This is a genomic window from Pseudoalteromonas luteoviolacea (genome assembly GCF_001750165.1).
GTDB classification, from domain to species: domain Bacteria; phylum Pseudomonadota; class Gammaproteobacteria; order Enterobacterales; family Alteromonadaceae; genus Pseudoalteromonas; species Pseudoalteromonas luteoviolacea_G.
This window is the reverse complement of record NZ_CP015411.1, coordinates 3179219-3204078: the sequence shown is the minus strand read 5'-3', so window position 1 is coordinate 3204078 and position 24860 is coordinate 3179219. Positions and strand designations below refer to the sequence as shown.

At 40.1% G+C, this 24860-nt stretch carries 14 protein-coding genes; 8 read left to right on the top strand and 6 right to left on the bottom strand.

Annotation, left to right across the window (positions count from 1 at the left end; genetic code table 11):
• Positions 1-121 precede the first annotated feature (121 nt).
• From S4054249_RS13575 to S4054249_RS13560, 4 genes are all read right to left on the bottom strand, one after another.
• Positions 122-1060 (bottom strand): hypothetical protein, encoded by a 939-nt coding sequence (locus tag S4054249_RS13575; RefSeq protein ID WP_046356107.1) that lies wholly within the window; start codon positions 1058-1060, stop codon positions 122-124.
• A 347-nt stretch (positions 1061-1407) separates the two neighbouring features.
• Entirely contained in the window at positions 1408-7515 is a 6108-nt protein-coding gene (locus tag S4054249_RS13570) for a PKD domain-containing protein (RefSeq protein WP_155401379.1), read from the bottom strand.
• A 344-nt stretch (positions 7516-7859) separates the two neighbouring features.
• Positions 7860-9956, bottom strand: a complete 2097-nt coding sequence (locus S4054249_RS13565) for a TonB-dependent receptor (protein WP_046356109.1) — start codon at positions 9954-9956, stop codon at positions 7860-7862.
• A gap of 12 nt (positions 9957-9968) precedes the next feature.
• Positions 9969-11408 carry a PepSY domain-containing protein gene (locus S4054249_RS13560; RefSeq protein WP_046356110.1) on the bottom strand — a complete coding sequence of 480 codons (1440 nt, stop codon included), beginning with the start codon at positions 11406-11408 and terminating at the stop codon, positions 9969-9971.
• Between the two features lie 267 nt (positions 11409-11675).
• On the opposite strand from S4054249_RS13560, the gene S4054249_RS13555 reads away from it, so the two are divergent.
• The 4 genes from S4054249_RS13555 to S4054249_RS13540 are packed head-to-tail and all read left to right on the top strand — an operon-like array spanning position 11676 to position 14454.
• Entirely contained in the window at positions 11676-11960 is a 285-nt protein-coding gene (locus S4054249_RS13555; RefSeq protein ID WP_046356111.1) for a YciI family protein, read from the top strand.
• A 48-nt stretch (positions 11961-12008) separates the two neighbouring features.
• Entirely contained in the window at positions 12009-12902 is an 894-nt protein-coding gene (locus tag S4054249_RS25995; protein ID WP_052960961.1) for a hypothetical protein, read from the top strand.
• Between the two features lie 17 nt (positions 12903-12919).
• Entirely contained in the window at positions 12920-13894 is a 975-nt protein-coding gene (locus S4054249_RS13545) for a hypothetical protein (RefSeq protein WP_145925031.1), read from the top strand.
• Between the two features lie 35 nt (positions 13895-13929).
• Positions 13930-14454 carry a GNAT family N-acetyltransferase gene (locus tag S4054249_RS13540; RefSeq protein WP_196764534.1) on the top strand — a complete coding sequence of 175 codons (525 nt, stop codon included), beginning with the start codon at positions 13930-13932 and terminating at the stop codon, positions 14452-14454.
• 113 nt (positions 14455-14567) lie between these two features.
• Here the strand turns inward: S4054249_RS13540 and S4054249_RS13535 are convergent, their stop codons facing one another.
• Positions 14568-18569 carry a PAS domain-containing hybrid sensor histidine kinase/response regulator gene (locus S4054249_RS13535; RefSeq protein ID WP_046356113.1) on the bottom strand — a complete coding sequence of 1334 codons (4002 nt, stop codon included), beginning with the start codon at positions 18567-18569 and terminating at the stop codon, positions 14568-14570.
• Between the two features lie 92 nt (positions 18570-18661).
• Between S4054249_RS13535 and S4054249_RS13530 the strand changes: the two genes are divergently transcribed.
• Both S4054249_RS13530 and S4054249_RS13525 read left to right on the top strand, forming a co-directional pair.
• On the top strand, positions 18662-19741 hold the full coding sequence (locus S4054249_RS13530; RefSeq protein WP_046356114.1) for an HD-GYP domain-containing protein: 1080 nt from the start codon (positions 18662-18664) through the stop codon (positions 19739-19741).
• Between the two features lie 17 nt (positions 19742-19758).
• Positions 19759-20880, top strand: coding sequence for a response regulator (locus S4054249_RS13525; protein ID WP_046356115.1), 1122 nt, complete (start codon positions 19759-19761; stop codon positions 20878-20880).
• A 635-nt stretch (positions 20881-21515) separates the two neighbouring features.
• On the opposite strand, the gene S4054249_RS25990 is transcribed toward S4054249_RS13525, so the two are convergent.
• Positions 21516-21710 (bottom strand): DUF1289 domain-containing protein, encoded by a 195-nt coding sequence (locus S4054249_RS25990; protein WP_080928293.1) that lies wholly within the window; start codon positions 21708-21710, stop codon positions 21516-21518.
• A gap of 273 nt (positions 21711-21983) precedes the next feature.
• Between S4054249_RS25990 and S4054249_RS13515 the strand changes: the two genes are divergently transcribed.
• Complete coding sequence (locus S4054249_RS13515; RefSeq protein ID WP_046354973.1) at positions 21984-23420, top strand: MATE family efflux transporter; 1437 nt, start codon at positions 21984-21986, stop codon at positions 23418-23420.
• 69 nt (positions 23421-23489) lie between these two features.
• Entirely contained in the window at positions 23490-24833 is a 1344-nt protein-coding gene (locus tag S4054249_RS13510; protein ID WP_046354974.1) for a serine hydrolase domain-containing protein, read from the top strand.
• The last annotated feature ends 27 nt before the right edge of the window (positions 24834-24860 follow it).

Genomic DNA, 24860 nt, shown 5'->3' with positions numbered 1-24860 from the left:
TTAATATAGTCTAGCTACTTTTTTAGATGCTTTTTATTTTAAATAATTACTTTTTTAATTTAAGTTAGCCAACTAAATTTAAAATAATCACTATATGCTCTCAAGAATATACAATCAATTGCTAGTTGATAAACTTGAAGTCATCGAACGACATCACCAGCTCTTGGTCAGAAGTATCTATACCATGACCATAAATACCGGCTTTGAAGCTATGCCTTCCATTTGCTGCGCGAGTCGGTAATTGGTGAAATAGTTGTCCATTTTTAGAAAAGTGTGTCCAAGTTCCACCTTCTGGTTTTATTGCTGCAGAAAACTCCCCATTGTTCTCACTCCAAAGTACATGAGAATAAGCAACATACCAGCGTCCGACTTCAATCGGAATGATAGTATCAGCAGACCAAGAAGCGATACTGTTTCCTTTATCGTTGCATATGCCTGAATAGTGAGTTTTATTGCTCGGTTTTGCGCAATGTACTTTATGTTGTAACGATATGGCAGGCTGCTCATTTGCTTTTGGGTATCTGGCAATAACAAAGCTCATCATGGGTGCGACAGGAAAAGCGGCATTAGATGGCGGACCATATTGCATTAAGGTGGAGTAGCAAATAGAGCGAGAGTTGGGGGCTTTCACCCTACAGCCTTTATTCCAAATTTTGTCTACTTTAAAACGGAAGGTAATTTGTGTGCGTTGACCATCAATATCGAGGTAATCTGGATGTGTATCATACTGTTCTGGAGAATAGTATAACTCTGCTCTATGGCAATTTATACCGTAATTTAGACACTTTGATTCTTCAGCATGATGGCTATATATTTTTGCATACCAGTTATTGGAAGCGGCGTCATATTCTCTCGTTACTAGCCCACCATAATTGTAAATTGTGTTTGGATTGTAACCTGTTTCATAATCTTGTACCTTCCAAGGGCTATCCTGTTCAATCGGTGATCTTACTTTGTCAAAAGGTAAGTCAAATCCACCATTTTTAAATGGAGTCTCGGACGCATAGCTCGACAATGTTATTGTTGAGGCAGTAGCGGCCATCATAATCATTTTTTTCATATTAAAAGTTCCTGTTTATAACTGGTTATCCATTGGTGATTAAGTTTTAATCGTAACAGTTGCTTGTAATGAGTCAATGAATAAATATGATTGTTTTTATACCAAGCTAAGGCGATATTATTACTTTAATTAGGGTGAAGCTTTATTAAGCTGAATATAAAAGCGTATTTAAAACCATGAACAGATATCCATTTATCTTGTGTGGGAAGTCGTCATTAGGCTGCCAGATTATTTAAAACTATAATTTGAAGGGGGAGGTCTTTTAAGTAGGTCGTATACGAGGTATTTTTGCATTGAAAATCACAAAAAAGCCGCTGAACAGCGGCTTTTTAGAGTAAAGTTGCGGGTTAATTTCGAATTTTATACCCTTGTTGATCTATGACTGCTTGTGCCTTTTTACTGACTTGTGTGCTTTCCAAATGTAAAGTGATGTCTGTATTTGGCCCAGGAATAATCGATTGCAGCGTATTATTCTTAAAATATATGTTCCATAACTTCTCAGTATCAGATAAGTCCAGCTCAGTGAGGGTGTTATTTGATGCACTTAACCAAGTTAACTCTCGTAAGCCTGCAAGTTGGAGCTCCGTCAACTTAGTGTTATCTGCACTTAAAGAGCGCAGGTTAAGTAAATGCTGCGTATTTAGCGTATCGATTTGAGTATCGTCAATGTTGAGCATTTCAAGTTGGCTGCCCTGTGCAGTGGCCAGAGATGTCATAGGGTTATTGTTAATGAATAACTTTTTAAGTTTTTCTGCCTTGGTTATATCTAAGGTCGTAAACTGGTTTTGCGCTATATTAAGCGCTTGTAGTTGAGCATATTGAGATAAGTCTAAGCTAGTCAGTTTTGATAATCGTGCATCTAAGTCAGCAAGTGCATGGCTTGGCGTTACACCTGCGATTTGTGCAATTTCACTTTGTGAAATATCGACCGCTTTTAGTACTGTGTTGTGCGTCAGATCGAGGGTATCGATTATGCTCTGCTTTAACCTTAATGTTTCTAAACTTTGTGCTTGAGAAAGGTCTATAGCTTTTAATTTACCTCCGCTTACAGATAAGCTCTTAAGCTTTGTAGCATCAGACAACACAAAGCTTTCTAGTACACTGCTGTCAATTCCAACATGTGCTAAATTAGGCGCTGGTGTGAGTGTCAGATCACGCGTATTTTGACCCCGTAGATAAAAAGAACGAAGTCGCTGTAATGAGCTCATATCCACGTCTGTTGTCAGTGAACTCTGTATCGAGAGCGTTTGCAGTCGAGAGAGTTTGCTTAATTCTGAGATCGCTTTGTTATCGAGTGTAACATCCATTGAATTGAATCGAAGAATCGACAGGTTAACGAAGTTACTCAAGCCAGTTAAATCATTAACAGTTTCATTCTCTTCGTTACCTTTACAGTCTAACGCTTTGCCATATAGAAGAAAGGTAGGGCTGTAATGTTTATAGTTATCGATACACGCTTTTAACGTGGGATCAGTTACGCCGATTTTATCGGCAATGGAGTCGGGTATTGCCTCAACTTTTATATTTACTTCACATGAACTCTTGAGGTTGCTGGCTCTATATGTCAAATAGCGCGCATTGTGTTCGCGATATTGGAGCCCACAACCTTCGATGCTGCTAACATAAAAGCCACTTTCCTTTGCAGATGCCGTCAGCTCTAAGTAATGCTCATGCAAAATGGTGCCGTTTTGTAAATTTGACGTCACTGTGCCAGGGCCATCGACATTGATTGTGATAGGGTGTGCAGGTACGGCGTATTCTAAAAAGCGTTTGTTTTGTTCGCTACATTCACCATCTTTAGGAATTTCACAAAACCAAATTCCACTTGAGTTGCTTTCGATAGGAACAAAATGAACAATTTCACCGGTAGACTCCTTAACCATACCCTCATGGTCGAATGTATACACGACTTCTTTATTGCGGGTATATACAGGCGTGACAAGGTTAAAGCCTTCTTGGGCATAGGTAAGTTCCCAAATGTCTATACCGAGTTCTGAGCGCTCGAATAATCTTAGCGAACGGAAATAGCTAGGATTTGCTTTCATAAGTGCGCGATGGCTTATTTGTGTCGGTGTGTTGTCGGTATTTAACACAGAAAGATGCCTGATATTATTTACATATCGGTAGACATAAAACTGTTGATCATTTTGTGCAAGAAGCTCGTAGTCTCTTTCAAAACTTAATAAACAGCCGTTCATTGTTTTTGTGCAGGTAGGGGTAGCAGTAACTGTTAGACGATTATTTTTTAATGTGGTAATTTCAGTACCATGTAAATTTGCCCTTCTTGCGATGCCATCGCTGTATAGGGTGAAGTCCCCCCAGTCGTCGGAAAGGTTGCCAGCAATATCCTCGAAGCTAAATGGTGTGTCTGCTTTTTTAATAAACGCACCAATTCCGACTCTGAGCCAATCGTAATATTGTCGGTCGTCCAATGCAATTGATGACTGCTCGATGGATAACACATGGATACCGTTGTGCTCAGAGACCACTCTCAACAGCGCATAATCTGTTTTGTTGTTAGCAGTCAATTCAACCAAGCCTTCAGGGGTCAATGTCCAATTAAATGGAAACGCTTTTTCTTCTGCGTGCGCAGCTATGTACCTGCCCATGTTGAGGCTACCAGTACCATCTTGGTTAAAAGTGAGTGAGACGTTTTTCTGTATATTTGAAGATTCAGAATCGATGTATGTATCAAAAGACAAAGCCCACTCTCCAATGAGTTTATCCATTAATGGCATCGGTGTAATTTGCTTTGTTGTCTTAACTGCGATTGGTTCTAAGTATTGATGGTTACCTTCGTTGTTATACTCTAACCAAGATATAAATAGCTGCTCTCCTTCATAGGTGAACTTAAAGCCAGCGATCTTGATAAATTGTGTATTGTTATCAAAAGAAACCTGTTTATTGATTGGAATGCTAGTGGGAATGCTGTCAAATGTGGCCACATATTCAGTGTCAGAGTGCTTTCTTATCGTAAACTTAGGAAACTTTGAAAATGTGCGGACTTCATACTCAGGTTTAAATATACCTCGTCCATCTTTACTAATATTAAAGGTAAAGTGCAGAGGGACATTAAATTGGTCTGTACTGTCCATCATCACTGTGGTTTCACCTAGGTGAACAGGGCGGGGAGAAAACTCCACTTCTATTTCACAGTTTTCAACTGGGTTGGTGATTTTGAATAATGACGTGTTTAGCGCTTCATCAATAAGTTCACCATCACAGCCACGTACGTAAATGAGCTCATTATTTTCTTTTGGTGTTAAAACAAGTTCAAAGTCCTTGCCAAATTCATACGCAGTCACTGTGGGGACTATTGAGCCTTGGCCGGTTTGCTTGATATTTATATTTAAATGAGGCCATTCAAATTTGAACTGGTCACCACTGCGTGGGCCGCAGCCAACATTATTGACACAGATAGTAAGGCCTTCTTGGTTTACCTTACCAATAGTGAGGTATAATACCGCATTGCTGACTGTGTTTGTTAATTTAAGATGGCCATCAGCGACCTCAGCCCAATAAATCTCGTCATCATATTGAATTTTTGAACGGCAGTCACTTTGCGCTTGCGATAGACAATTTTCTATTTGTCTTAGGTTCACAGTTCCAAAGTAGTTTTGTGCTGTTAGGTCAACTGCACCTATAAATAAATGGGGCGTGGAGGTATTGCTGAAAAATGTCTCGTCAAACTGCTTAGGTTTATTAGTTGGCTTATTAGTGAGCTTGTAAATATGCACAGAGCGCGCAACTTGAACCACAGAATCACTTGTATGCTCAAAAGCGGTGTGTTGAATCGCAATTAAGTTACTAGATGATGCGATTAACTCGTATGTCTGGCTCTTGGTGATTTCACATTGTGCTAGCGCAACATCACAAAACGCTCGGTCTTGCTCAGAGAATTGGTAGTGATTACGTGTTAACTTGCCCTGTTGATTTTCAACCTTGACGTTATGCTGCCAGTTAAAATGAAAGTTGTTCTCTTCGTCTACTACAAAAGCTTGTTTGTCGCCTTTTGTTTTAAAAGGTGTCCATGTTTTTGCGTGGTTAATATCATCAAAGTCAATATTTTGATGGCGCACCATCACGCCTGATATTACTTTGCCATTGTTTACTAGTACTTGTATGCCTAACTTAAACTCTCTGACAATATTTAGAGTTAAGGTACTTTGTGGGTGATTTATTTGTATTGTTTGGCCGTTGTCGATTAAACCCCAGCTAGCAGTCATTGTCTCAGTACCATTATTGAGCTCAACTTGGCTGTCATTTATAAAATTCAATCGTAGTGACTTTAATGGGGAGTCACTTTGTGAAAGTTGCAATGACCACTCACCTTTTAAGTTGTCTAGCTCAGGTTGAATAAAGGCGCTTTTTTTTGCGAGCTTAGCGATAAAAGGTGCGGGCCCTTGCTCTGCATCATTGGAAAGTAGCACTGTCTCTACAGTATGCGCATTATTCTGGCTTTCTATGATGTTCAGGCTGAGCCCAAATAAATCTAAGCTGATTCCAGTGAGCTGTGTCGGCTCATTGAAGACAATATTGATGGTGTCGTTTACTTTTTGCCAAGTAAAATCACTGTTCTTGGTATTTGCAATAAAACCAGTGCCATTAGCCTCAAGTTTTACAGCCAAGCCGAAACCGTTAAAAAATTGAGCTTCAGAGAGGTAGTAGTCTCCCGCTGATATGGTTTTTGCGACTTTCACTAAGTCACTATCTTGCTCTATAGCCGTTTGAATTTGCGCCAGTAATTCGGCTTGCTCTTCTTCTAGTTGTGTTATTGCGGTATTTGCAGAGTCTTCATCTTGTACTAATTCAAGCGTGCTTTTGACGTTTGAAGGCAATGCGACATTATGATCGACGATGGCTTTTATCAGCTTGGCCAAACGCATTTTTTCCGCAGGCTCGACATTTTTTCGGGCTTTTTCAAGCTCATCCACTGTACTTAGCTGATTTACCTGTCTTTTAATTAATGCAAATTCAGAGGTGGTTATATTGGTCACATTCACACCAAATTCTTCATTGGCATCGAGTTGCTTATCTTCACCTGCTTTTTGCGTGAGGTGTGCTAAATCGCCAAGCTGAGAGATAAACTCAATATGTGCGTTGTTCTGTGCATATGACCCAGTTGCCCTGAGTTGTGCAAGTGCTGTTGTTTGTGATTCGTCATATACGATGTCCAGCTGATATGCACCGGTTTCATCCGCTTGTGTCGTAAAGGTTTGACCATCAAATGTGAGTTCTACATTGGCATATGCAATCGGTTGATCTGTCACTTTACCAGCAAGTGTTAATTGCTGGGTGATGGCACTAATTTCGACTGTGTGAGTAGTACTGGTGGTGAGCCCTTGATCATCGGTAGCTTCAAGCTTAAAAGTAACACGCGTATTCTCTTGAATATCTGGCGAGTTCACAGTGAGCGTTTGAGTCTGGGCACCATCTAAAGTTAATGCAAGCTCGCCTGCGTAAGACCATTGATAGCTTTGTATTTCTCCGCCATCACTATCTCGTGCAGTACCTTGCAAAGTAAAGCTCTGCTTTTCTTCAATTTGGTCAGGACCATTAATGGATACCTCTGCACCAATGTTTTCTAATGCTTTGATAGTGACCGTATGGCTTGTGGTATTTACTATACCTTGATTATCTGTTGCTGACGCTGTGAAAGTGACGGTCTGATTTTCAAAAATATTAGGTGTTGTTATTGTGAGTACCGAAGAGTCGGTGCCATCTAGGCTAAGGGCTAACGCTGAGTCATGTTGCCATTGTATCGACGCAATATGTCCATCGGTGTCAAGCGCGTCAGCGGTTAGCGAAAATACCTTGTCTTCAAGCACTGACTCAGGGCCAATGATCTCGAGGGTGGGCGCTAAGTTGGCCAGAGCTTCAACAGTTAAGTAGTGCGTTGCTGTTGTTTGAGCGCCTTGGTTGTCAGTGACTGTCAGCGAGACTTCAGTGTCTACGCGCGCGAGAATATTATTACTGGTTATGGTTAACGTGGCAGCATGTATGTCTTCTGCAGAGAATAACTCATCATCGTAGCTCCAGCTATAATGGTTTATCTCACCGTCAGTATCTGTTGCGTTTGCGTGCAAAGTGATGGGTAATTGCTCTATAACTTTTGTGTCGCCTGTGATGTTTAATAGAGGTGATTGATTATCTTTATTTGAGTTGCCACCATTATTGCCTGAGGTATTACCATTGCTTTCTGAATTGTTATTATTTTGGTTATTATCAGAGACGTTCTGGTTATTTTCTTGGTTGTTATTACTTGTATTATTATTTTCGCCTGATACTTGAGAGGAGGCGCCTTTATTTTCTAATGTCTTAGTGTCATTTTTAGAGCCTCCGCAGGCACTTAAAAGTGTACTAAGTATTAGGCAGGCTAACACCTTATGTTTTGTCCTTAAATTACTCAATGTCATCTTATGTCCTTGGTATTTCTTTTCGATGATTTTAAACATGTTTCTTCGCGAGATTTTTTTTGTGGTTTTATAAAAGCTGTAATATATCACCTAGTTGGTTGTTTTGAATATAAACTCTCCTAATTTTTGATGCTTTCAATCATTTTTTTATCATTATAAATATATATTTAATGTGATTGGGTATTTTGGGAGTTTTCATACCCAACATGATTAGCAATACGATGCAGGTTGGTATGTGTATATTTTAAAGTGTGCTTAAAGGCAATGAGTGAAGTGCTGCAGAGTCAGTTTTGTTAACCTATTATAATAGACGTTGTTTGAAAGGTGCCCACTCTTTGTTAGGCACCAATAGTGTGAATCTTTAAATTATTTGAGAAGTGTCACTAAAATGTATAACTCAACCCAACATAAGCCATACGAGGCGCGCCTGGTTGAATGCGTTCTTTGTTAAATCTAATCTCAGCTTGTAGAGCATATGTTTTATCTGTGATATTGGCTATCCTAGCATGCAATTTTAGTGTATCAGTCACTTGATAATTTGCTTTTAAATTTGCAATGGTATAACCGCTATGTTGACGAGAGTTTTCAGAGTCCATCCAATAATCGCCAATGCTTTTTATTTCAGCAGTGACATTTAACCCAGCAATATGTTGGCTGTCGTAATTTAAGCGCAGGTTAGCAACATATTCTGGGGCCATCACTAGACTATTATTGGATAAATCATCTTCGTCGTTTTGAACTAAGTTATTACCCTTAATATAATGCACAAACTCATGATCTGATTGACTATAAGCCAAAGCTAAAGACCATGCCGGTGAAAATGTATAGGTTGTGCCTATCTCAAATCCTTGATGTCGGACCTCAGAAGCATTAACTCGAAAACTTGCGCCATATCCATCAGTCGCAGTGACGATGGCTTCTTTAACGTCCATTACATAGTATGCGAGCTCAATAGAAAGGTTTTCAAAGTTAGCTTTATACCCCACCTCATAGGTATCGGATGTTTCTTCATTGATTGAGCCTAATTGTGAACTCGTTTCTTTAGACTTTAGGTGGTAGAGCTCTGATGCTGTCGGGATGCGAATTGCGTTTGCGTAGCGTGCATAAACGGCAGATTGCGCGTCAAATTTGTAGTTTAAGCTGGCTTTTGGACTTAAGTGTTTGAACGTGTCTTCTCGACTTGCAATAGAGCGGTTACCAAATCCGTCGTTATCATACGTAGGTAAGGTATTATCAAACTGATACGTATTATGATCATACCTTAGGCCTAGTGCATAGTTTAATTGTTCTGTTAATTGGCCTGTATGCTGAATGTAAGGCGAGATCCCAGTGAAGGTTGTTGAGTCTTTGTAAAAAATATGGCCCTTAGGGTAGGTGGCAGCGCCCCAGCCAGTCGTTGTAACTGTGGTTGGTTGATATGAAAAGTCATCCCCCTCAGAACGCTCTAAATCTATACCCAATGTGGTTTCAAAATCGACACTGTGCTTAAAGTTGGTTAAGGCTAAAAGGCCAATGCTTTTAACGCTAGATTCAACGTTTGGCATGCTTGGTTGCCAAGTCGCTATATAATCATTCGTGCGATAACGAAAGTAGGGAATGACTGACGCATAAAGTTCATTATCGTCATATATATATTCTGAGCTAACTCTCAGGTAGTCTGTTTTTCTGCGAGGGTCAATCGCCAAAACTTCTGGCTGAAGACCCGACTGTGTTGGGTCTTTTAAAAAGTCTTCTTCTTTGAGTGCATTTAGCATTTGCTGATCTAATGTAGATGCAATCAAGCTTGTTTTTAAGCTTTGTTTGTCGTCAATTTGTAGTTCATGCAACACATTGAGCTCTGACTTCTCGACACTGCTGTGATCTCTCCACCCTTCATTATTTAAGTAGGCGGCACTTACTCGAATTCCGTTTGAATCTGAAATGTTGTGTGTCGTACTGCCACTCATTCTTTGATAGTTACTTTCACCGAACGTGATACCTAATTCATGGCTATCTTTGTCTATCGGAGCTGAAATGACATTGACGGTTGCTGCAACTGCACCGGAGCCATAAAGGCTAGTTCCAGCTCCTTTAATAACCTCTAAACGAGAAACTGACGAGTTTGTACTTGCCCACCACAGTGCATTGTGGTTGTAAAATGCGGCTGATTGCAAGGGTACATTATCTTGTAAATAAAGTGTGTAGCCTCCAAAGTTTATTGGCATGCGGATCGCCGCATTATGGCCTTGTCCGCCTGACAGTTGATTGAGTAAGACGCCAGAAATGGTCTCTAGTGATTCTGATACATGCTGTGCATTATCATTTTTTATCACTTCTGTTGACACACTGCCAGCGCTGAGGGCTAAATCTGTGTTTGCTTTTGCAGTTCTGCTGGCTGTTACAATGATTTTTTCGATGTCGTCGCTTTGCTGTTGTGCATAAAGCAGATCAGCTTGTAAAAGTGCGATGGCTATGAGGGAATAAGAAAAGCCAGATTTCATTTTGCTTGTTCCTTAGTTATTTTCTAATAATTCGTTATTTTTTAAGTTACGTTGCTGTTTCGCACGACGCTGGCGAAGTGTTCTTGAAAAGTACATGTACGTACCCGTTAATGCAACAAATACGAGACCAAGGCAAATCAAAGTAACGATGCTATCACGTATACCTTTGCCAAACGGGTTTAAAAAGTGGTATTTGTGTAGATAACCAAAATGCCAACTACGTGCTTTTTGCCAATCATCATCAATTGCTGCAATGTAGCTGGTATGGAGCTCAATACTGTAGAGCACATTAGGTGCGTGTTCAAAGCTGAGTTGTTGTACTGGTAATCGTTTATTTACGAATCCATACGTAGGTCCAAAATTATCAATTTTTTCGCTGTGATTGAGCGTGCCAGATACTTCAAGTTGCTCAAGTAAAATAGATCGTACAAAGCTATTGTTGTCATAGGTGGTTTGCTGTGTGTCCCAATACGAAAAACGCATGCCTCGTTTTTCAAACGACACAATTTGACTGATGATCTTTCCGCCTATGCTCACTAATTGAAAGTTATCTCCTTGGGCTCTGCGCATGGCTTGCACGGGATCGTGGCGAATATCCAATGTGGCAATTTGGTTACTTGGCTGTAGAGCTCTAAATTCTTGTACAAAGAATTTATCGATCAAGATATGTGTGCTGCTGCTTGAAAAGCCCAACAGACAAACACTCAGCATCAGCCCAGTACCTCTATGAAATGACCTAACAGTGTGTTGCTTTGACTTTATTCTTGACCAGAGCAAACTGTATGCGATTAGCCCGAATGTAGCCATTACCAATAACGCGATACTTATTATAAGCATTGGTACAATTCGCCATGGGCTATGCCTATCACCAGCAAATTGCCATGTATGAAGCTGTTTAAACCAATAGGAAAGTGTATCTCTAAGGGGGGTGTTATGGGCAGTGATCCGCTTTGCAAGCGTATCAATGTATACGTGATTGCCATTGCTGAGTTGGATCTGGTAAACAGGTAGTACTCTATTTATTTCAGGGTAAGTCGCGCTGAATTGAGTGATTAGCTGGGTATCGACAACATTTTGTTCGCTCCACTTTGTGGCGAGGTACTGAGCATAATCAATGTCTGTTAAGTTTTCATGTGATTCGCTCAGTGGCAGATAGTGCAACTCAAGATGATTGAATGACTGCTCTCTCACTTGATAATAGAGGTCACCATTATATTCCACAAGGCTGGCGTGACTGAGCTCAGAAATCTCCTGTTGGACTAAGGCAGTTTGTAACTCTGTGTAACTTTGTAAATCACTTAAGTGTATTTTGACAGGGCTGGATTTAATAAAGGGTGCTTTTGCAAAATGTGACATTGCAGGATGTAATAAGCCTGATAATGTCCAGATAATAAAGGGGATTAAGCAAAATAGTGCAATTCTTCTATGCCAAGTTATTAACTGTTTTAGCATTTGATTATTATTATATTGAGGATAATTCTTGGATTATATGTAATTAGTTTGCTGCTTGGGATGTGACAAATTGTCGCACAACACCTTGAATCATTTCATTAGTGCTAAAACTTCATAAGTTGTAAGTAAATGTAAAGTAAGCCTATACAGTTCGCGTTTCGATTGTTACATTTATCAATGTGCCAAAATGGGTACGAATATTGTCTTTAAATTATCCAGTTTGGCTGCGCAAAGAGTGCGCCTAATAAAAAATAAAAGGAACACGCCATGTTTATCGTCACGCTTAATTATCTCGTTGGCTTATCTGAAGTTGAGAAGTATTTACCCCTGCATAAAGAGTATTTAGACCGATGCTATGACGATGGTATTTTTCTGATGTCGGGTCCAATAGAGCCTCGTACAGGCGGTGTTATTTTAGCAAAGTCTTCTTCTAAAGAAGCGCTAGAACTAACATTGAATGAAGACCCTTTTTTCAAAACGGGGATTGCCGAATATCAAATAACTGAATTTGTACCAACAAAGTCTAAGAAGGAGTTAAGTTATTTGATTTAAAAACTTTAATGGGCATTTATGCTATGGTGATACACGGAGGTATTACAGATGCAAAACTCAGTATTAAATAAACTTCAAGCTTTGGCTGGTCAAGTTGGTTCAGAGATAAATAACCAGTTTACAGTGCTTAGGGAGACTGCGGTTGGACTTCCACTTTTCGCATCATTTTATCCCTCTAAAGTGCAGGATGTTGATGAGAAACATTACTTTGTTATTCCCTATGAATTGGGGGTGCACAAAGTCGCTTTGCATACCATCAGGAGCCTGCCTATGGGGGTTCCTGAGGTGAATACGCTACCAAAACGACGCGTTTTTCACTTCGCTAATTCACATGCAGAAGAATTATTATCCCACATACTCTCGGAGCAAACCGAATCTATAGTCCGAGCGCAAAAAAGTGATCAGCAAAGTAGATTGGAACAGCTTGCTGATGATATCGATGTGCTGGACACTAAATTAACTTACGGGATGTTAGTTATTGGAGGGCTGTCTGCACTGGTCAATCCAGCAGTGGGAGCGGCGATAGCTGCTAAAGCAGCTTTACCCAGTATTACGGGGCTTGTGAATAAACATGGTATTCGCCCTTTAGGGGAAAAGCTCTCAGAGGCATCGGTGCAAAAGCAAATTGAGTTAGCGCTGCTGAATGTGCAAAAAGAGTTTTCAGAAGGGGACGTTATAAAGTTGGTGAACCCCATTTTAGCTAGATTGGAGACAGCGCTGCGCACCAACGAGCAAGAATATGATCCACTTATTGATGAAGCATTCAATGGCACAGATTTTAGTGTGATTGAAAAAGAACAATGGAAAGTGCTCACCGTCGACGCTTTATCACACGTATATCAAGATGTGATTGAAAATCAAGACCTACACGAGAAAGCGTGCTTAGGGGCAGAAGATATTCGTTGGTTAAGTTACCTATTTAAAGGGTATTTAAATTCGTAGTGATATAAAAGGATGGCATGATGAAGCTATTTAAATACCTTTCCCTATTTATCTTTTTCATAATGAGCTTAAACCTGCTGGCAAATGTAGATATTTACTCGCGGTTAAAGTCTGAGCAAGAATGGCATATTAGGCCAGCAGTTATTTCACCATCAGGGAGTGTGGTTGAATTAAAAGTCGACGTTGCTCAAGGTGAACAGGTTCGCTGGTATCAAATTATTCCAGATACCAGCCAATACTATAAAAACGCCAATCATCCGTGGGAGAAAAACCCATATCAGTGGGCTGGTTTTGGCAAAGTTCAATATCAGAAAAAGCACCTTAAACAATTCGACAACAGTCTGCATATTACCGTTGACTCTGCTTGGTTAAAGTATAATAACGTGTTCAATTCAAATTATTACCATGCGGATGTAGGCAGCTTTTGGTTTGAAGTGGAGGTAATTGGGGTCGAAGGGAGAAAACGCGTCAGTACAGGTCTACGGGACAATGATCATCGAGGATTGAGTAAGCAAGTGCTGAGAGTTTCTTTCACAAACGGTGACGGGTATTTGGGCACGTTAAGTAGCTTTTTTAACGTACCTGCGATATTTGGCTCAGTACCTTACCAGAGTCAGCATTATTTAGGCGTTGACTGCGCTGATGTTCTTATGGCTGCGAATGCGATACGCAATCATGGCAAAGTGTATGATCGCAACGTGGCATGGCTAGTGACGAATTTAAAACATAAAGCAAAGCTGAGTGACTTTAATGGGGTAGGTTCAACGATAAAATGGGGCACCGATATTTCGCCTGGAGATTTTATTGCGGTTAGATATCGACGAAATGGCCAATTCGCACATATTGGCGCGCTTTATAAGGACAGTAATAACAATGGGCTGTTAGATGGTGAAGATCTGGTTATGCACGCAGGCCCTAATGCGCTGAGTTATAGTACGGTTTCTGATGCCGGCTTTTTAGGTGAGATTGTTATATTGGATAACCAAAGCTGAGCGTCATTCAGCAAACATCAATCTGCGTGCACAGTATGAAATATAAAACTTCGAAAAAATATACAGTTGAGATGGTTAGAGAAGCACAATTACAAGATACGCGCAGTCTAGCGGCATTGGCATTACAGGTATGGTTAACAACTTATACGAAGGACGGCATGCGTGATGACTATGCCTCTTTTGCATTGAGCCATTTTACCGCTGACTATTTCGAAGCACTTTTAATGAGCGATGATTATGGTGTTTTGGTCTGTTTGGACGATAGCGCCATCATTGGTTTTTCTGTGGTGAATTTGGTTTCACAATTTCAAGGTAAACCCTATGGTTTTGAAGTTGAAAAGCTCTATGTACACAACAATTTTCAAGGGCGAGGTATTGGTAAGCAGCTCTTAGATGCCATATCACAGCGTTGGGGTAGAAAATTCTGGCTGTATACTTGGGTTGAGAATGATTCCAATCATTTTTACCAACGCTTAGGGTTTAAACTGGTAGGTGAACTTACGTTTGACTTTTCAGGAGTCGTTATTCATAACAATGTTTACATTAGCCCAGCTTTATAATGGTCGAGGCTTCCAGCAAAATGTACTCGCAACGGCAATTTGATATTTTTCTTCACCGTAGCTAGTTTCTCTTACCCCAGCCTCAAACACCACTTATAGTAAAAATAATGAATTTAAGCAGACTGCTCTAATAATTTTGCAATGATCTCTCTGGCTTGATCAAATTCAAAGTCTTCTATTAACTCAACGAGCTGATTACAGGTCAACTCACTAATTTTATGATTTGCTTTGAGCTCATATGCTTTTTCAACAGATTGGGTATCACAGCTAAGCAAAAGTTCTTCGAGCTCCAAGAAGTCGTCTCGTGTGACCTTTAAACTGACGACATTTGACGATGGAGGGGGAGGGGCTTCTTCCGTGTGTAATTCACTTAACTGCTTATGTAAATTCCTCAGGTAGTCAGTTAGCGCTTCAACATCTGCTGGATTGACACTTTGCTGCTTGGAAATTGCGTTTTCAATGTCTGAAGCTTGTTTAGATAACTGATCAATACATAAGTTTGCACTGGCACCTTTGAGTGAATGAGCAATGCGTTCTGCGTGTTCTAAGTCACCGATAACCAGTGCTTGGTTTAAGTTAATCGTTTCTTCAATCTGATTTCTGGCAAACTTTTTAATGATACTCCAGAACGCTTTCTCGTTGCCGCCTAAGCGCTTAATAGCACGTTCAATATCTACGCCATCCAACTTTGGATCTTGCTGTTGCTCTTGACTTCGCTCATCAGCTGGGGGGGAGATATTTAACTGTTCGGTTGTGTTGTCAGGGGCCGTTTTATTATATAAGTGCTGATACACTGTCTCAGCCATTTGATTGAAATTGATTGGTTTACCTATATGACCATTCATGCCAGCCGATTCGCACTTTTGTAAGTCCTCTTTCATCACATTTGCGGTCATGGCGACAATAGGCAAGCTGTCAAATTGGCTGAGTTCGCGGATTTTTTTGGTCGCCGTATACCCATCCATAACAGGCATTTGAATATCCATCAATACGATATCGAACTGATTGTTTTGCACTTTATCAACAGCAATTTGTCCATTATCAGCAATGGTGACGTCTAAGTTTAATGAGCCTAACATCTCATTGGCGATCTCTTGATTTGTACTATTGTCCTCTACCAGCAAAACTTTTTGCTTGTCAAAAGAAGGAACACCATCGCTGTTTGACTCTTGAGTTGTTGCGTTAATAGATTGCCCACTTAATTGGAATGATTCCATAATGGCATCAAGTAATACAGATGCGTTGACTGGCTTAAGTATAATGGCATCTATAAGATCATGTATTTCAGAGTTCATGCCAATATCTGTGCCATAGGCGGTGACAAGCACGTACTTGGGCTCTGTTTGTAATTCGAGTGCCCGAATATGTTTGATAGCATCAATGCCGCTCATATGGGGCATCTTCCAATCCATAAATATGATATCAAAGTTGCTGCCTTGCACTAGCTCTACGGCGCCTGAACCACTCGCTGCGCAAGTGACTTGAAACTTCATTGCTTTGAGGAGGTTGGTTAAAATTGCACGCGCACTTTCATTGTCATCAACGACGAGCACATGTTTGCCAGCAAGCTGGCTATCTGGACAAATAACATTCGTTAATTTGGCAGACTGTAGGCCGCAGCGAACGGTGAAGAAGAATTCGGAACCTTGCCCTTGTTCACTGTGTACACCAATTGTGCCACCCATTAGCTCTACCAACTTTTTCGATATGCTGAGACCGAGGCCAGTTCCGCCATATTTTCGAGTGATAGAGCCATCGGCTTGCGAAAAGGCCTTAAAGAGCTTGTTTTGCTGCTCTTTGGACATACCGATACCTGTGTCTTTAACGGTGAACTTCAGGGTTGTTTGCTCATCCAATTGCTCGATGGTTGTAACACAAATGGTGATCTCACCCCTTTCTGTGAACTTAATGGCATTGCCACACAGGTTGATAAGAACCTGACCAAGCCTTAAAGGGTCGCCAACTAGACTAATTGGTACATCTGGCGCAATGTCTAACAGCATCTCTAAACCTTTCTCTTGCATTCGGATCACATTGATATTAACCACGTTGTCCATCACTTCTTGCAGAGAAAAATCGATATTTTCTATCTCTAGTTTGCCAGACTCAATTTTTGAAAAGTCTAAAATATCATTGATAATCCCAAGTAAGCTTTTTGCTGCTTGGTCTATTTTATTAATATAGCCAGACTGTTGAGTTGTTAGCTCGGTTCTCAGAGCCAAGTGACTCATCCCAATGATGGCGTTCATTGGGGTGCGTATTTCATGGCTCATGTTCGCCAAAAATTCGCCCTTTGCGGTACTCATTTCATCGGCTTTATCTTTAGCTAGCCTTAATTCAAGCTCCATTTGTTTTCGCTCAGTCACATCTAGTAGTAAACCAACTACACCTGCTAACTGATTTTCAGCGTTGGTAAACACCGCCTCATAAACAATGAAGTTGCGAGGCTCACCTTCGGAATTTTCAATTTTTATTTCATAATGTTGGTTAGATTTTCCATCAATTAGATCTTGATGGGATTGTTCAAAAACCTGGGCGATCTCATAGTTAAAAATATCTTCTGCTGTTGCATCAAGCACATCAGCATCAAATGTACCAAAGTACTGATGGAACACACTATTAACGCCCAAATAATTGCCTGAACTATTTTTGTAGTACATTGGGCTAGGTATGGCATCGAGGATTTTTTTGTTGAGTTCAAGTTGCTCGACAATGCGCTTTTCTGCTTTTGATTGTAAGTCGATATTTTGGGTTAGCTGTAAACTGACGGCGAGATCATTGATCACAGATTTTACCCATTTATAGTCTTGGTCCGTCAACCCAACAAGACTACCTAGTTCTAGCAAGCCAATACTGTCATTGCTAACCACCAAAGGAAAATAATACAGTTCGCAAATAGAGAGTTTCTCACCATTGAGCTCAATAGCGTATTGCTCTTTTTCAAATTTCATTGAGTAAGGTTTTTGCGTGCTTAATACATGAAAGTGAATAGAGTCATAATTACTGTAAGTTCTGGCGCAGTTGCTGCTGTAGCCTGTCCCCGCCACTCGAGTGAGCACTTTTTGTTCTTCAAAAACATATAAACCTAATAGTGGCACCGATAAGCGCTGTTCTAAAAATTGCAGTAGCTCTTCACCTAATTCATTGGGGTTTTTCTTACCTCGTAACGCCAAACCAAAATCTTTCATAATGGTATTGAATTCAAGCTGTTCCGACAGGTCATTGAGCAATTTGTTCATCGATTTAGATAGATCAGAGAGGTCTCCTTTCACAGACTCGTCGAGCGTGAAATTGTAATTACCCTGTTCCACATTACTGACGACTTGTTTTTGAATTGAGGCGACAGGGTTAATATACAGCTTCCAAAGTAAGTAAAATGACAGCGCAATATTCACCAGTAATATTAGGTTAAATATATTTCGAAGCATATATGCGGTGTTGAGGCTATTTTGGTGACTTTCTAATTCTGCATTGAGTCTAGTCGTGATAGCTCTGTGCGCCTCTCCGATGGCAGACATAATTTTAGATTTTTCGACTAAATAATTATCGCTAAAAAGAATTTTTTGGGCACTGGTTAAATCAGGCGCTGAATCTTTGACCCAGTTTCCGTAGGTGTCTTTATGAATACCTTGAATGGCATTAAATGCGCGTCGTTCTAGGCTAACAAGTGAATTAGAAGTTGAGAGCGCATTTTGCATTTGTAATAGCTCAAAATCTTGTGCGCCGAGTTGCTGAAAACGTTCAATAATATTGTGCCCATCATTGACCCTAATAATTTCTGGAACACTAGAGTGAGGTGCGGCCAAGCTATCCCAATAGTCATAGGTGTTGGCATTTTCGGCTTTAACTTTGCCATCACGCACCAGCAGCATGTAGCTGAATAACTGCTGCCACTTATCATTGCCTGTTACAGCGTAAGCTCTTGCAAAATTAGTTAAGTTATCTGAACTGAGCTTTAGTTCATGGGAAAGCTCGGTGAGCCTAAATAACTGTGTTTGTTTTTCTGATAGCGCACTGACCTCGGTGCGCACGTAAAGTGACATAAGCCAGATCCCGATACTAACCAGCAGCATTATCGAGAATGTAATAAAGAAGCTGACTCTTAAACTTTTCATCTAATCCAGTCCGTGCTTGGCGTTTCAGTAATAATAGACCTATATTTTTGTGTGTGGTGAACATTTGTGCAACAAAACATATAGAAGAGACTATGGAACAGCTTAAAACGGTGTTAGTGGTGGACGATGTGAAAGAAAATTTGGCTTTCATGACAGAAATCATAAAAGATAAATATCGTGTTTTAGCGGTAAAAAGTGGTGAAGCAGCAATCTCTGTGGTTGAAAAAAACGATGTAGATATTATTTTACTTGACGTAGTTATGCCCCAAATGAATGGCTATGAAGTGATTAAGTATTTGAAGTCTCATGATATTCATAAAGATATCCCTGTGATATTCCTAACCGCAAAAACCAGTGTTGAAGATGAGGAAAAGGGCTTCCTACTAGGCGCTTGTGATTACATCAATAAGCCAATCAGCCCACCAATTTTACTGGCTAGATTAAATACTCACCTTTTGAACAAAGAGTCCAAAGATATTCTGAAAAATAAAAATGATTATTTGGAAGAAGAGGTTCAAAAGCGTACAGAGCAAATGTCACGTTTACAAGATGTGACCATTCAAGCCATGGCGAGTCTTGCTGAAACGCGCGATCAAGAAACTGGTAACCACATTCGAAGAACACAACTTTATGTGAAGCTACTAGCGACTATTTTATGTGAAAAACCAAAATATAAAGCGGTGTTGACCCCTGAAGTGATTAATAATTTCTACAAGTCAGCGCCATTGCACGACATTGGCAAAGTGGGGATCCCTGACAATGTGTTGCTGAAACCCGGCAAATTAACAGCTGAAGAATTTGAAATTATGAAAGGCCATACGGTCTATGGTCGCAATGCAATTGAGACTGCTGAATCTGCGTTGGGCCAAGCGGACAGTTTTCTACAAACGGCAAAAGAGATTTCTCATTACCATCATGAGAAATGGGATGGTTCTGGTTATCCTGAAGGTTTAAAGGGCGAAGACATTCCGCTAAGTGCTCGCATGATGGCCATTGCCGATGTGTATGACGCGCTGATTAGTCGACGCGTATATAAGGATGCCATGGAGCATGATAAAGCAATTGCCATCATGAGAGAAGGTCGAGGCAGTCATTTTGATCCAGAGCTTCTGGATGAGTTTTTAGCGAAAGAAAATGTGTTTTTTGATATTTCTCAAAAATATCGAGATTAGGGCCTTTTGGGGGGCGTATGTCGTACTCAATTTTATTGATCGATGATGACGAAGTAAATCATGATATTGCAAAAACAATGTTAGGTGAAACTCAAGAGTATTTCTCAGCTTACAATGGGGAAGAAGCGCTCGCGTTATTCAATGAGCGTAAATATGATGCCATCTTATTAGATGTTGTTATGCCTGGTATGAACGGGTATGAGGTTTGTAAAGCAATTCGAAATGCACCTTCCAATTCCCAGACACCGGTACTGTTTGTTTCTTCTAAAGATGATGTTGAAGACAAGCTTGAAGGCTTTAAAGCGGGCGGAGATGACTATATCACCAAACCTTTTGATGTCGAAGAGTTGAGCTTTCGTATTGAGCGTTTAGTTAAGTACAGCAGTAAAATTGACACTTTAAAGGTGAATTGTGAAGTAGCAGAAGAAGTCACTATGACTGCCATAACCAGTTGTAGTGAGTTAGGGCTTTGCCTTGAATTTATAGAAAACTCTTATCAGTGCAATACGCTTTCTGATTTATCGACGGCTATTTTAACAACCTGTCAAAATTTGCATTTACATGCTTCGGTTCAATTGGGTTTATTAGGAGAGTTCCGTGATTTTAGTAATTGTGGCGCTATTAATCCGTTGGAAAGTGAATTATTGAAAAAAGGCAGAGACAGTAAGACGGTGATTAACATTGAAAAACGTAGTTTTTTTAATAGTGCTTATTGTTCACTGCTTATTAAGAATATGCCGATTGATGATGAAGAAAAATATGGGCGTTTTAATGATATTTTAGCTTTGGTTGTACGTGGTGCAGACGCGAGATTAAAAAGTCTAGAAACAAATATTAAAGCCATTCAAGCTAAGAATAAGGGGCTTAGAGAGTTAAGTCAGGTTGCCAGTAAAGATCTAGAAGATATTGAGTTGGTATTTAAAAACTATAATAGTGCATGCCAAGAACTAGTTGAGCGGCTTATTTTTGATGTTGAGGATTCGATGATGTCATTTGGCGTGAGCGACGCCCAAGAACAAACATTAAGAGAAACTCTAGATAGTGCAAAAGATGATTTGCAGCAGATACAAGAGCACTCAGAAGATATGTCAGCCACATTTAACGACTTTTTTATTAAGCTAGATAAACTAATTGATTAATAAATTCGATTCTTATTTTCTAAAGGGGCTATATGGCCCCTTTTTTTTATGAAATTTTTTATTGTAATATATATATACTTTTGATAATTTTGTTTAATTGCATTCAACCTTTTTACTTGAAAATAACATATTAGAGCTTCATTTAAATCTTTTTATGTGTGGTTTTAAGTGATTGGGTTTTTAATGGTAATTGATTTTTTTAATCTTATTTATTGAAGTGACTAAGAAGGAGTTTTAAATGTGTTCTAGAATGAAGTCACTTGAAGCTCAGGCTTTTTTCGAGTTCCATTTAACCTTGTTCGCAGTACTGGTATTTATAATAATAATTGTATTGCCAGCGCTAAGATTGATAGTGAGCTGTGTTTCAAAAAAGGAAGGGGTTTATTATTTTGTTTCTAAGTTCTCTGCGAGAATAGTATCGAATAGCCGGTTAGAACTCTCTTTGTTGCTTATTGTTTTTATTTATATTTTATATTTTATATTTTACTTTATATATAAATATTGTGGTTGACTAGAGCTGTATTCTTTTCACTAAATAAAATGAGGGCATTATCAATGGGCGTATTCAACACGCCTAGCTTCTCTTACTAAAAGCGGGTTTGAGCTTTGTGTAACTGAGACGAAATTAATATTTATTATTTCATTTTTTCTTGTCGTCTAAGCTCACAGCGTTCCAAAATGGTTTGTTTCTCTTGCGTACTTTTATTGCTCCATCCGATAATCTCATCAATGCTTCTTAAACATCCGACGCATATATCCTGATCATCGAGACAACAATTACGGATGCAAGGAGACGCAGGCGTTTTGGGCACCTCAGCCTTATGTACCATTAAATCGACTACTTCACTGATGACTCATTTCTATTATTATGACGTCTTTTTATCATTCTGAAAAGTGTCAGTGTTTAATGGTTTTAGCGTCATGGTTGTAGCTTGTCTCAATTAAAAGGTATCTGGTCGACTTTATTGTGTTGTGGGGAACTATGTAGAGTTTTGCTGGTCTTGATTTTTGAATGGACTTGTTATTTTGAAATCAAGATTAATCATAATAAAAAATAGTGTCTGTATATATAAAGAATAAAAGCAAGGAGTTGACCGCGCATTATGGCAAGTAGTCAATCACAGGATTTCATCAATACTCCACTCGTTCAACCATGTGTCAAGCAACGGGCCAGAGCAGTAAGAAAGCGTTGGATCTTAACGGGATCAACCAGTGCGGTGTTGAAGCAGCTAACCATCCCAATGTTGTGGGCCATCTTAGCATTATTTAGTGCAGATCTTATCGAATTGTATTTTGCTTCTCGGCTGGGCGTTGAGGAACTTACCGGATTGAGTTACACGTTACCGATACAAGCAACTTTGTTCGCATTTGCTATTGGACTGGGTATTGTTGTTGCGACACGTTTGACACAAGCTCGGCATGTCGAGGAACTCGCCGCGGTGAGTTTGATATTTACTACGCTTGTTGGTGCGTTATTAGCGCTGTATATTTGGCTCAATCTATTACCAATATTGAATTTACTCGGTTTTTCAGATTTTCCTCAACAAGGTGAGGTGTGGGAGTCCCTAAATAGCTATATGCAATATCGTTTGGCTGCGGTGGTGTTTTTTTTCCTTATTATGGTGATTTTCGGCGTTTTGCGGGCATTCGGTAATATGCGTGCTGCAGCGCAATTACTGGTGGTATTTGCAGTTGTTCAAGTTGTTGTCAGTGCATTGCTGTTTTCACCTTGGGCGATGTCTAATGTTGCATTAACTGGCTTGGAAAAATTGGGGGCTGCGCACTTAGTTGCTGCATTAGTTGGTTGCGCCTGGGCTTTGTATTTACTGATAGTTAAAGAAAATATCTCAATTAAAATTAACCTGCTGTCAGTTCAAAGCCGTCAGGGATTTCGGTGTTTAACACGTCTTTTGGTACCAATCGTTTCAATGCAGCTGCTTACGCCAATTGCGCAATCTGTTTTGATGGCCATTGTCGCTTCACAAGGTAGTGAGGCTGTTGCTGCATATGGTGTTGTGATGCGCTTGGAGCCGCTTGCTTTACTATTGCCTATGGTACTGACTACTTCCTTACCGATTTTTGTTGGGCAAAACTGGGAAGCGAAAAAGTCATTGCGGGTTAGACGGGGGATAAAATTATCTATGTTAGCTTGTATAGCGTGGCAATTAATCGTTTCTGTTGTGCTTTTTTCTGCAGCAGATTTTTTAGGAGAGGGGTTCTGTAAACAGACTTTTGTTAGTCAATCCATTGAATTGGCCTTAACTGTGTTACCTTTATCATATATTGCGCTAGCCGCAGCGATGCTATATGTGAGTTGTTGTAATGCCACAGGTCGTAGCATGGCGGCTTTGAACGTGAGTATTATTAGGTTATTTGGCTTGTCGATTCCTTTTGCATTTTTAGGGGCGTACATTTCGGGATTTACAGGTATTGTTTGGGGACTTGCGTTGGCGAATATTGTGTTAGGTATGGGCTTATTGGTGTATTGCATAATACAGCGTGAGCAGTTAAATCTGTCAAAACGCGCAGTCGTCAGTTAGCTCGTCTGTATTTTGTATTTATTGTTCAGTTATTCGTCATAACAATTGACAATAACAAAAGGCATAAATATGAAACAAACTAACTTTTTACTGGGGAGCATTGCATCGGTTGTCCTGCTGAGCGGTTGTAAATCGGATCCCAATGTGTTGCTAGGCTATAGTGCTAATCAATTATGTTCACGGCACTTTATTTCTGACGAGTCAATTGAGTTCATTAAGCAGCGAGTTATTCCAGAGGCGTTAGGGGCTGTGTCTGGTGAGTTGTATCTAGATGTCGATGAGGTATCTAAACAGGTGTCTATAACGACTCAGGTAGATGGCGTGACGCTCACGCGTACATCAGTATTTCGTGAAGGTTTAGGTTGTACTTTATTGCATGAATTAACACCTGAACAACTGCGTGCACAAACAGCAGATCTTGAATTGCCTGCGCAATTACCTAGCACACCTGTAGAAAAAGCACTGCGTCATGATGTGACGCTGGACTCATTCTTTGCGACTAACCATAAGGACTACACTTGGAGTGACAATACTTTTGCTGTGGCTGTCATGTATAAAGGCGAGCTGGTTGCACAGCAGTATGATGCATTTCATGATGGTGATTCGCGGATGCTAAGTTGGTCTATGGCCAAGACCTTAACTGGGTTAATGACAGGGCTATTGGTCGATCAAGGAAAGCTAACCTTGGAGCAACCACTGCGCTTTGGTGAGCATGTCATGACAGTGAAAAACCTGATAAATATGAGCTCTGGTGTCAAGTGGGCTGAGACACCAGATATTCATGGATATGAAGACTTAGCACCTATGTGGTATCACACTGGGGACTCGGTCAATTATGTAACGCAGTTGCCAAAAGCCTACCAGCCAGGTAGTAAATTTGAATATGCCACAGGCACAACTCAGTTATTAAGCCGAGCTTTGATGGATGCATCCGGCGGTGGTATCCAATCATTAAACACTTTATATCAGAAACATTTTTTCGCACCGCTGGGTATCAATAATGCGATCGCCGAGTTTGATGAAGCAGGTAACTTAAGAGGTGGCGCAAGAATGTTTTTGAGTGTCCATGATTGGCTCAAAATAGGTCAATTATTTATCAATAATGGGCGTTGGCAAGGTGCACAAATTGTCTCGGAAGCATGGCTAAAAGAGGTGATGATGAGTAATGGCGTTGATAAACATTACGGCGGTCAATTATGGTTGAACGATATGAGTTTTTGGTTGCCTAGGTTACCAAAAGATACAGTATCACTGCGCGGTCATCGAGGTCAGTATGTTGTTATTATCCCGTCGAAACAGTTGGTTGTGGTACGCTTTGGTGCTTATGGTGCAGCCGTAAATCAGCATATTGGACTTGCAAATAAGCGTTTGTTCAAGTCAGTACTCAATGTGATTGAGCAGTTAGAGAAGTAAAACATAGGCGGACAGTGTTGATTTGTC

Excerpts from the sequence above, each read along its gene's own strand:
- S4054249_RS13510 (WP_046354974.1), top strand. The coding sequence starts at position 23,490 with ATGAAACAAACTAACTTTTTACTGGGGAGCATTGCATCGGTTGTCCTG.
- S4054249_RS13545 (WP_145925031.1), top strand. The coding sequence starts at position 12,920 with ATGATGAAGCTATTTAAATACCTTTCCCTATTTATCTTTTTCATAATG.
- S4054249_RS13565 (WP_046356109.1), bottom strand. The coding sequence starts at position 9,956 with ATGAAATCTGGCTTTTCTTATTCCCTCATAGCCATCGCACTTTTACAA.
- S4054249_RS13515 (WP_046354973.1), top strand. The coding sequence starts at position 21,984 with ATGGCAAGTAGTCAATCACAGGATTTCATCAATACTCCACTCGTTCAA.
- S4054249_RS25995 (WP_052960961.1), top strand. The coding sequence starts at position 12,009 with ATGCAAAACTCAGTATTAAATAAACTTCAAGCTTTGGCTGGTCAAGTT.
- S4054249_RS13570 (WP_155401379.1), bottom strand. The coding sequence starts at position 7,515 with ATGTTTAAAATCATCGAAAAGAAATACCAAGGACATAAGATGACATTG.
- S4054249_RS13535 (WP_046356113.1), bottom strand. The coding sequence starts at position 18,569 with ATGAAAAGTTTAAGAGTCAGCTTCTTTATTACATTCTCGATAATGCTG.
- S4054249_RS13575 (WP_046356107.1), bottom strand. The coding sequence starts at position 1,060 with ATGAAAAAAATGATTATGATGGCCGCTACTGCCTCAACAATAACATTG.
- S4054249_RS13555 (WP_046356111.1), top strand. The coding sequence starts at position 11,676 with ATGTTTATCGTCACGCTTAATTATCTCGTTGGCTTATCTGAAGTTGAG.
- S4054249_RS13560 (WP_046356110.1), bottom strand. The coding sequence starts at position 11,408 with ATGCTAAAACAGTTAATAACTTGGCATAGAAGAATTGCACTATTTTGC.
- S4054249_RS13540 (WP_196764534.1), top strand. The coding sequence starts at position 13,930 with ATGAAATATAAAACTTCGAAAAAATATACAGTTGAGATGGTTAGAGAA.
- S4054249_RS25990 (WP_080928293.1), bottom strand. The coding sequence starts at position 21,710 with ATGGTACATAAGGCTGAGGTGCCCAAAACGCCTGCGTCTCCTTGCATC.
- S4054249_RS13525 (WP_046356115.1), top strand. The coding sequence starts at position 19,759 with ATGTCGTACTCAATTTTATTGATCGATGATGACGAAGTAAATCATGAT.
- S4054249_RS13530 (WP_046356114.1), top strand. The coding sequence starts at position 18,662 with ATGGAACAGCTTAAAACGGTGTTAGTGGTGGACGATGTGAAAGAAAAT.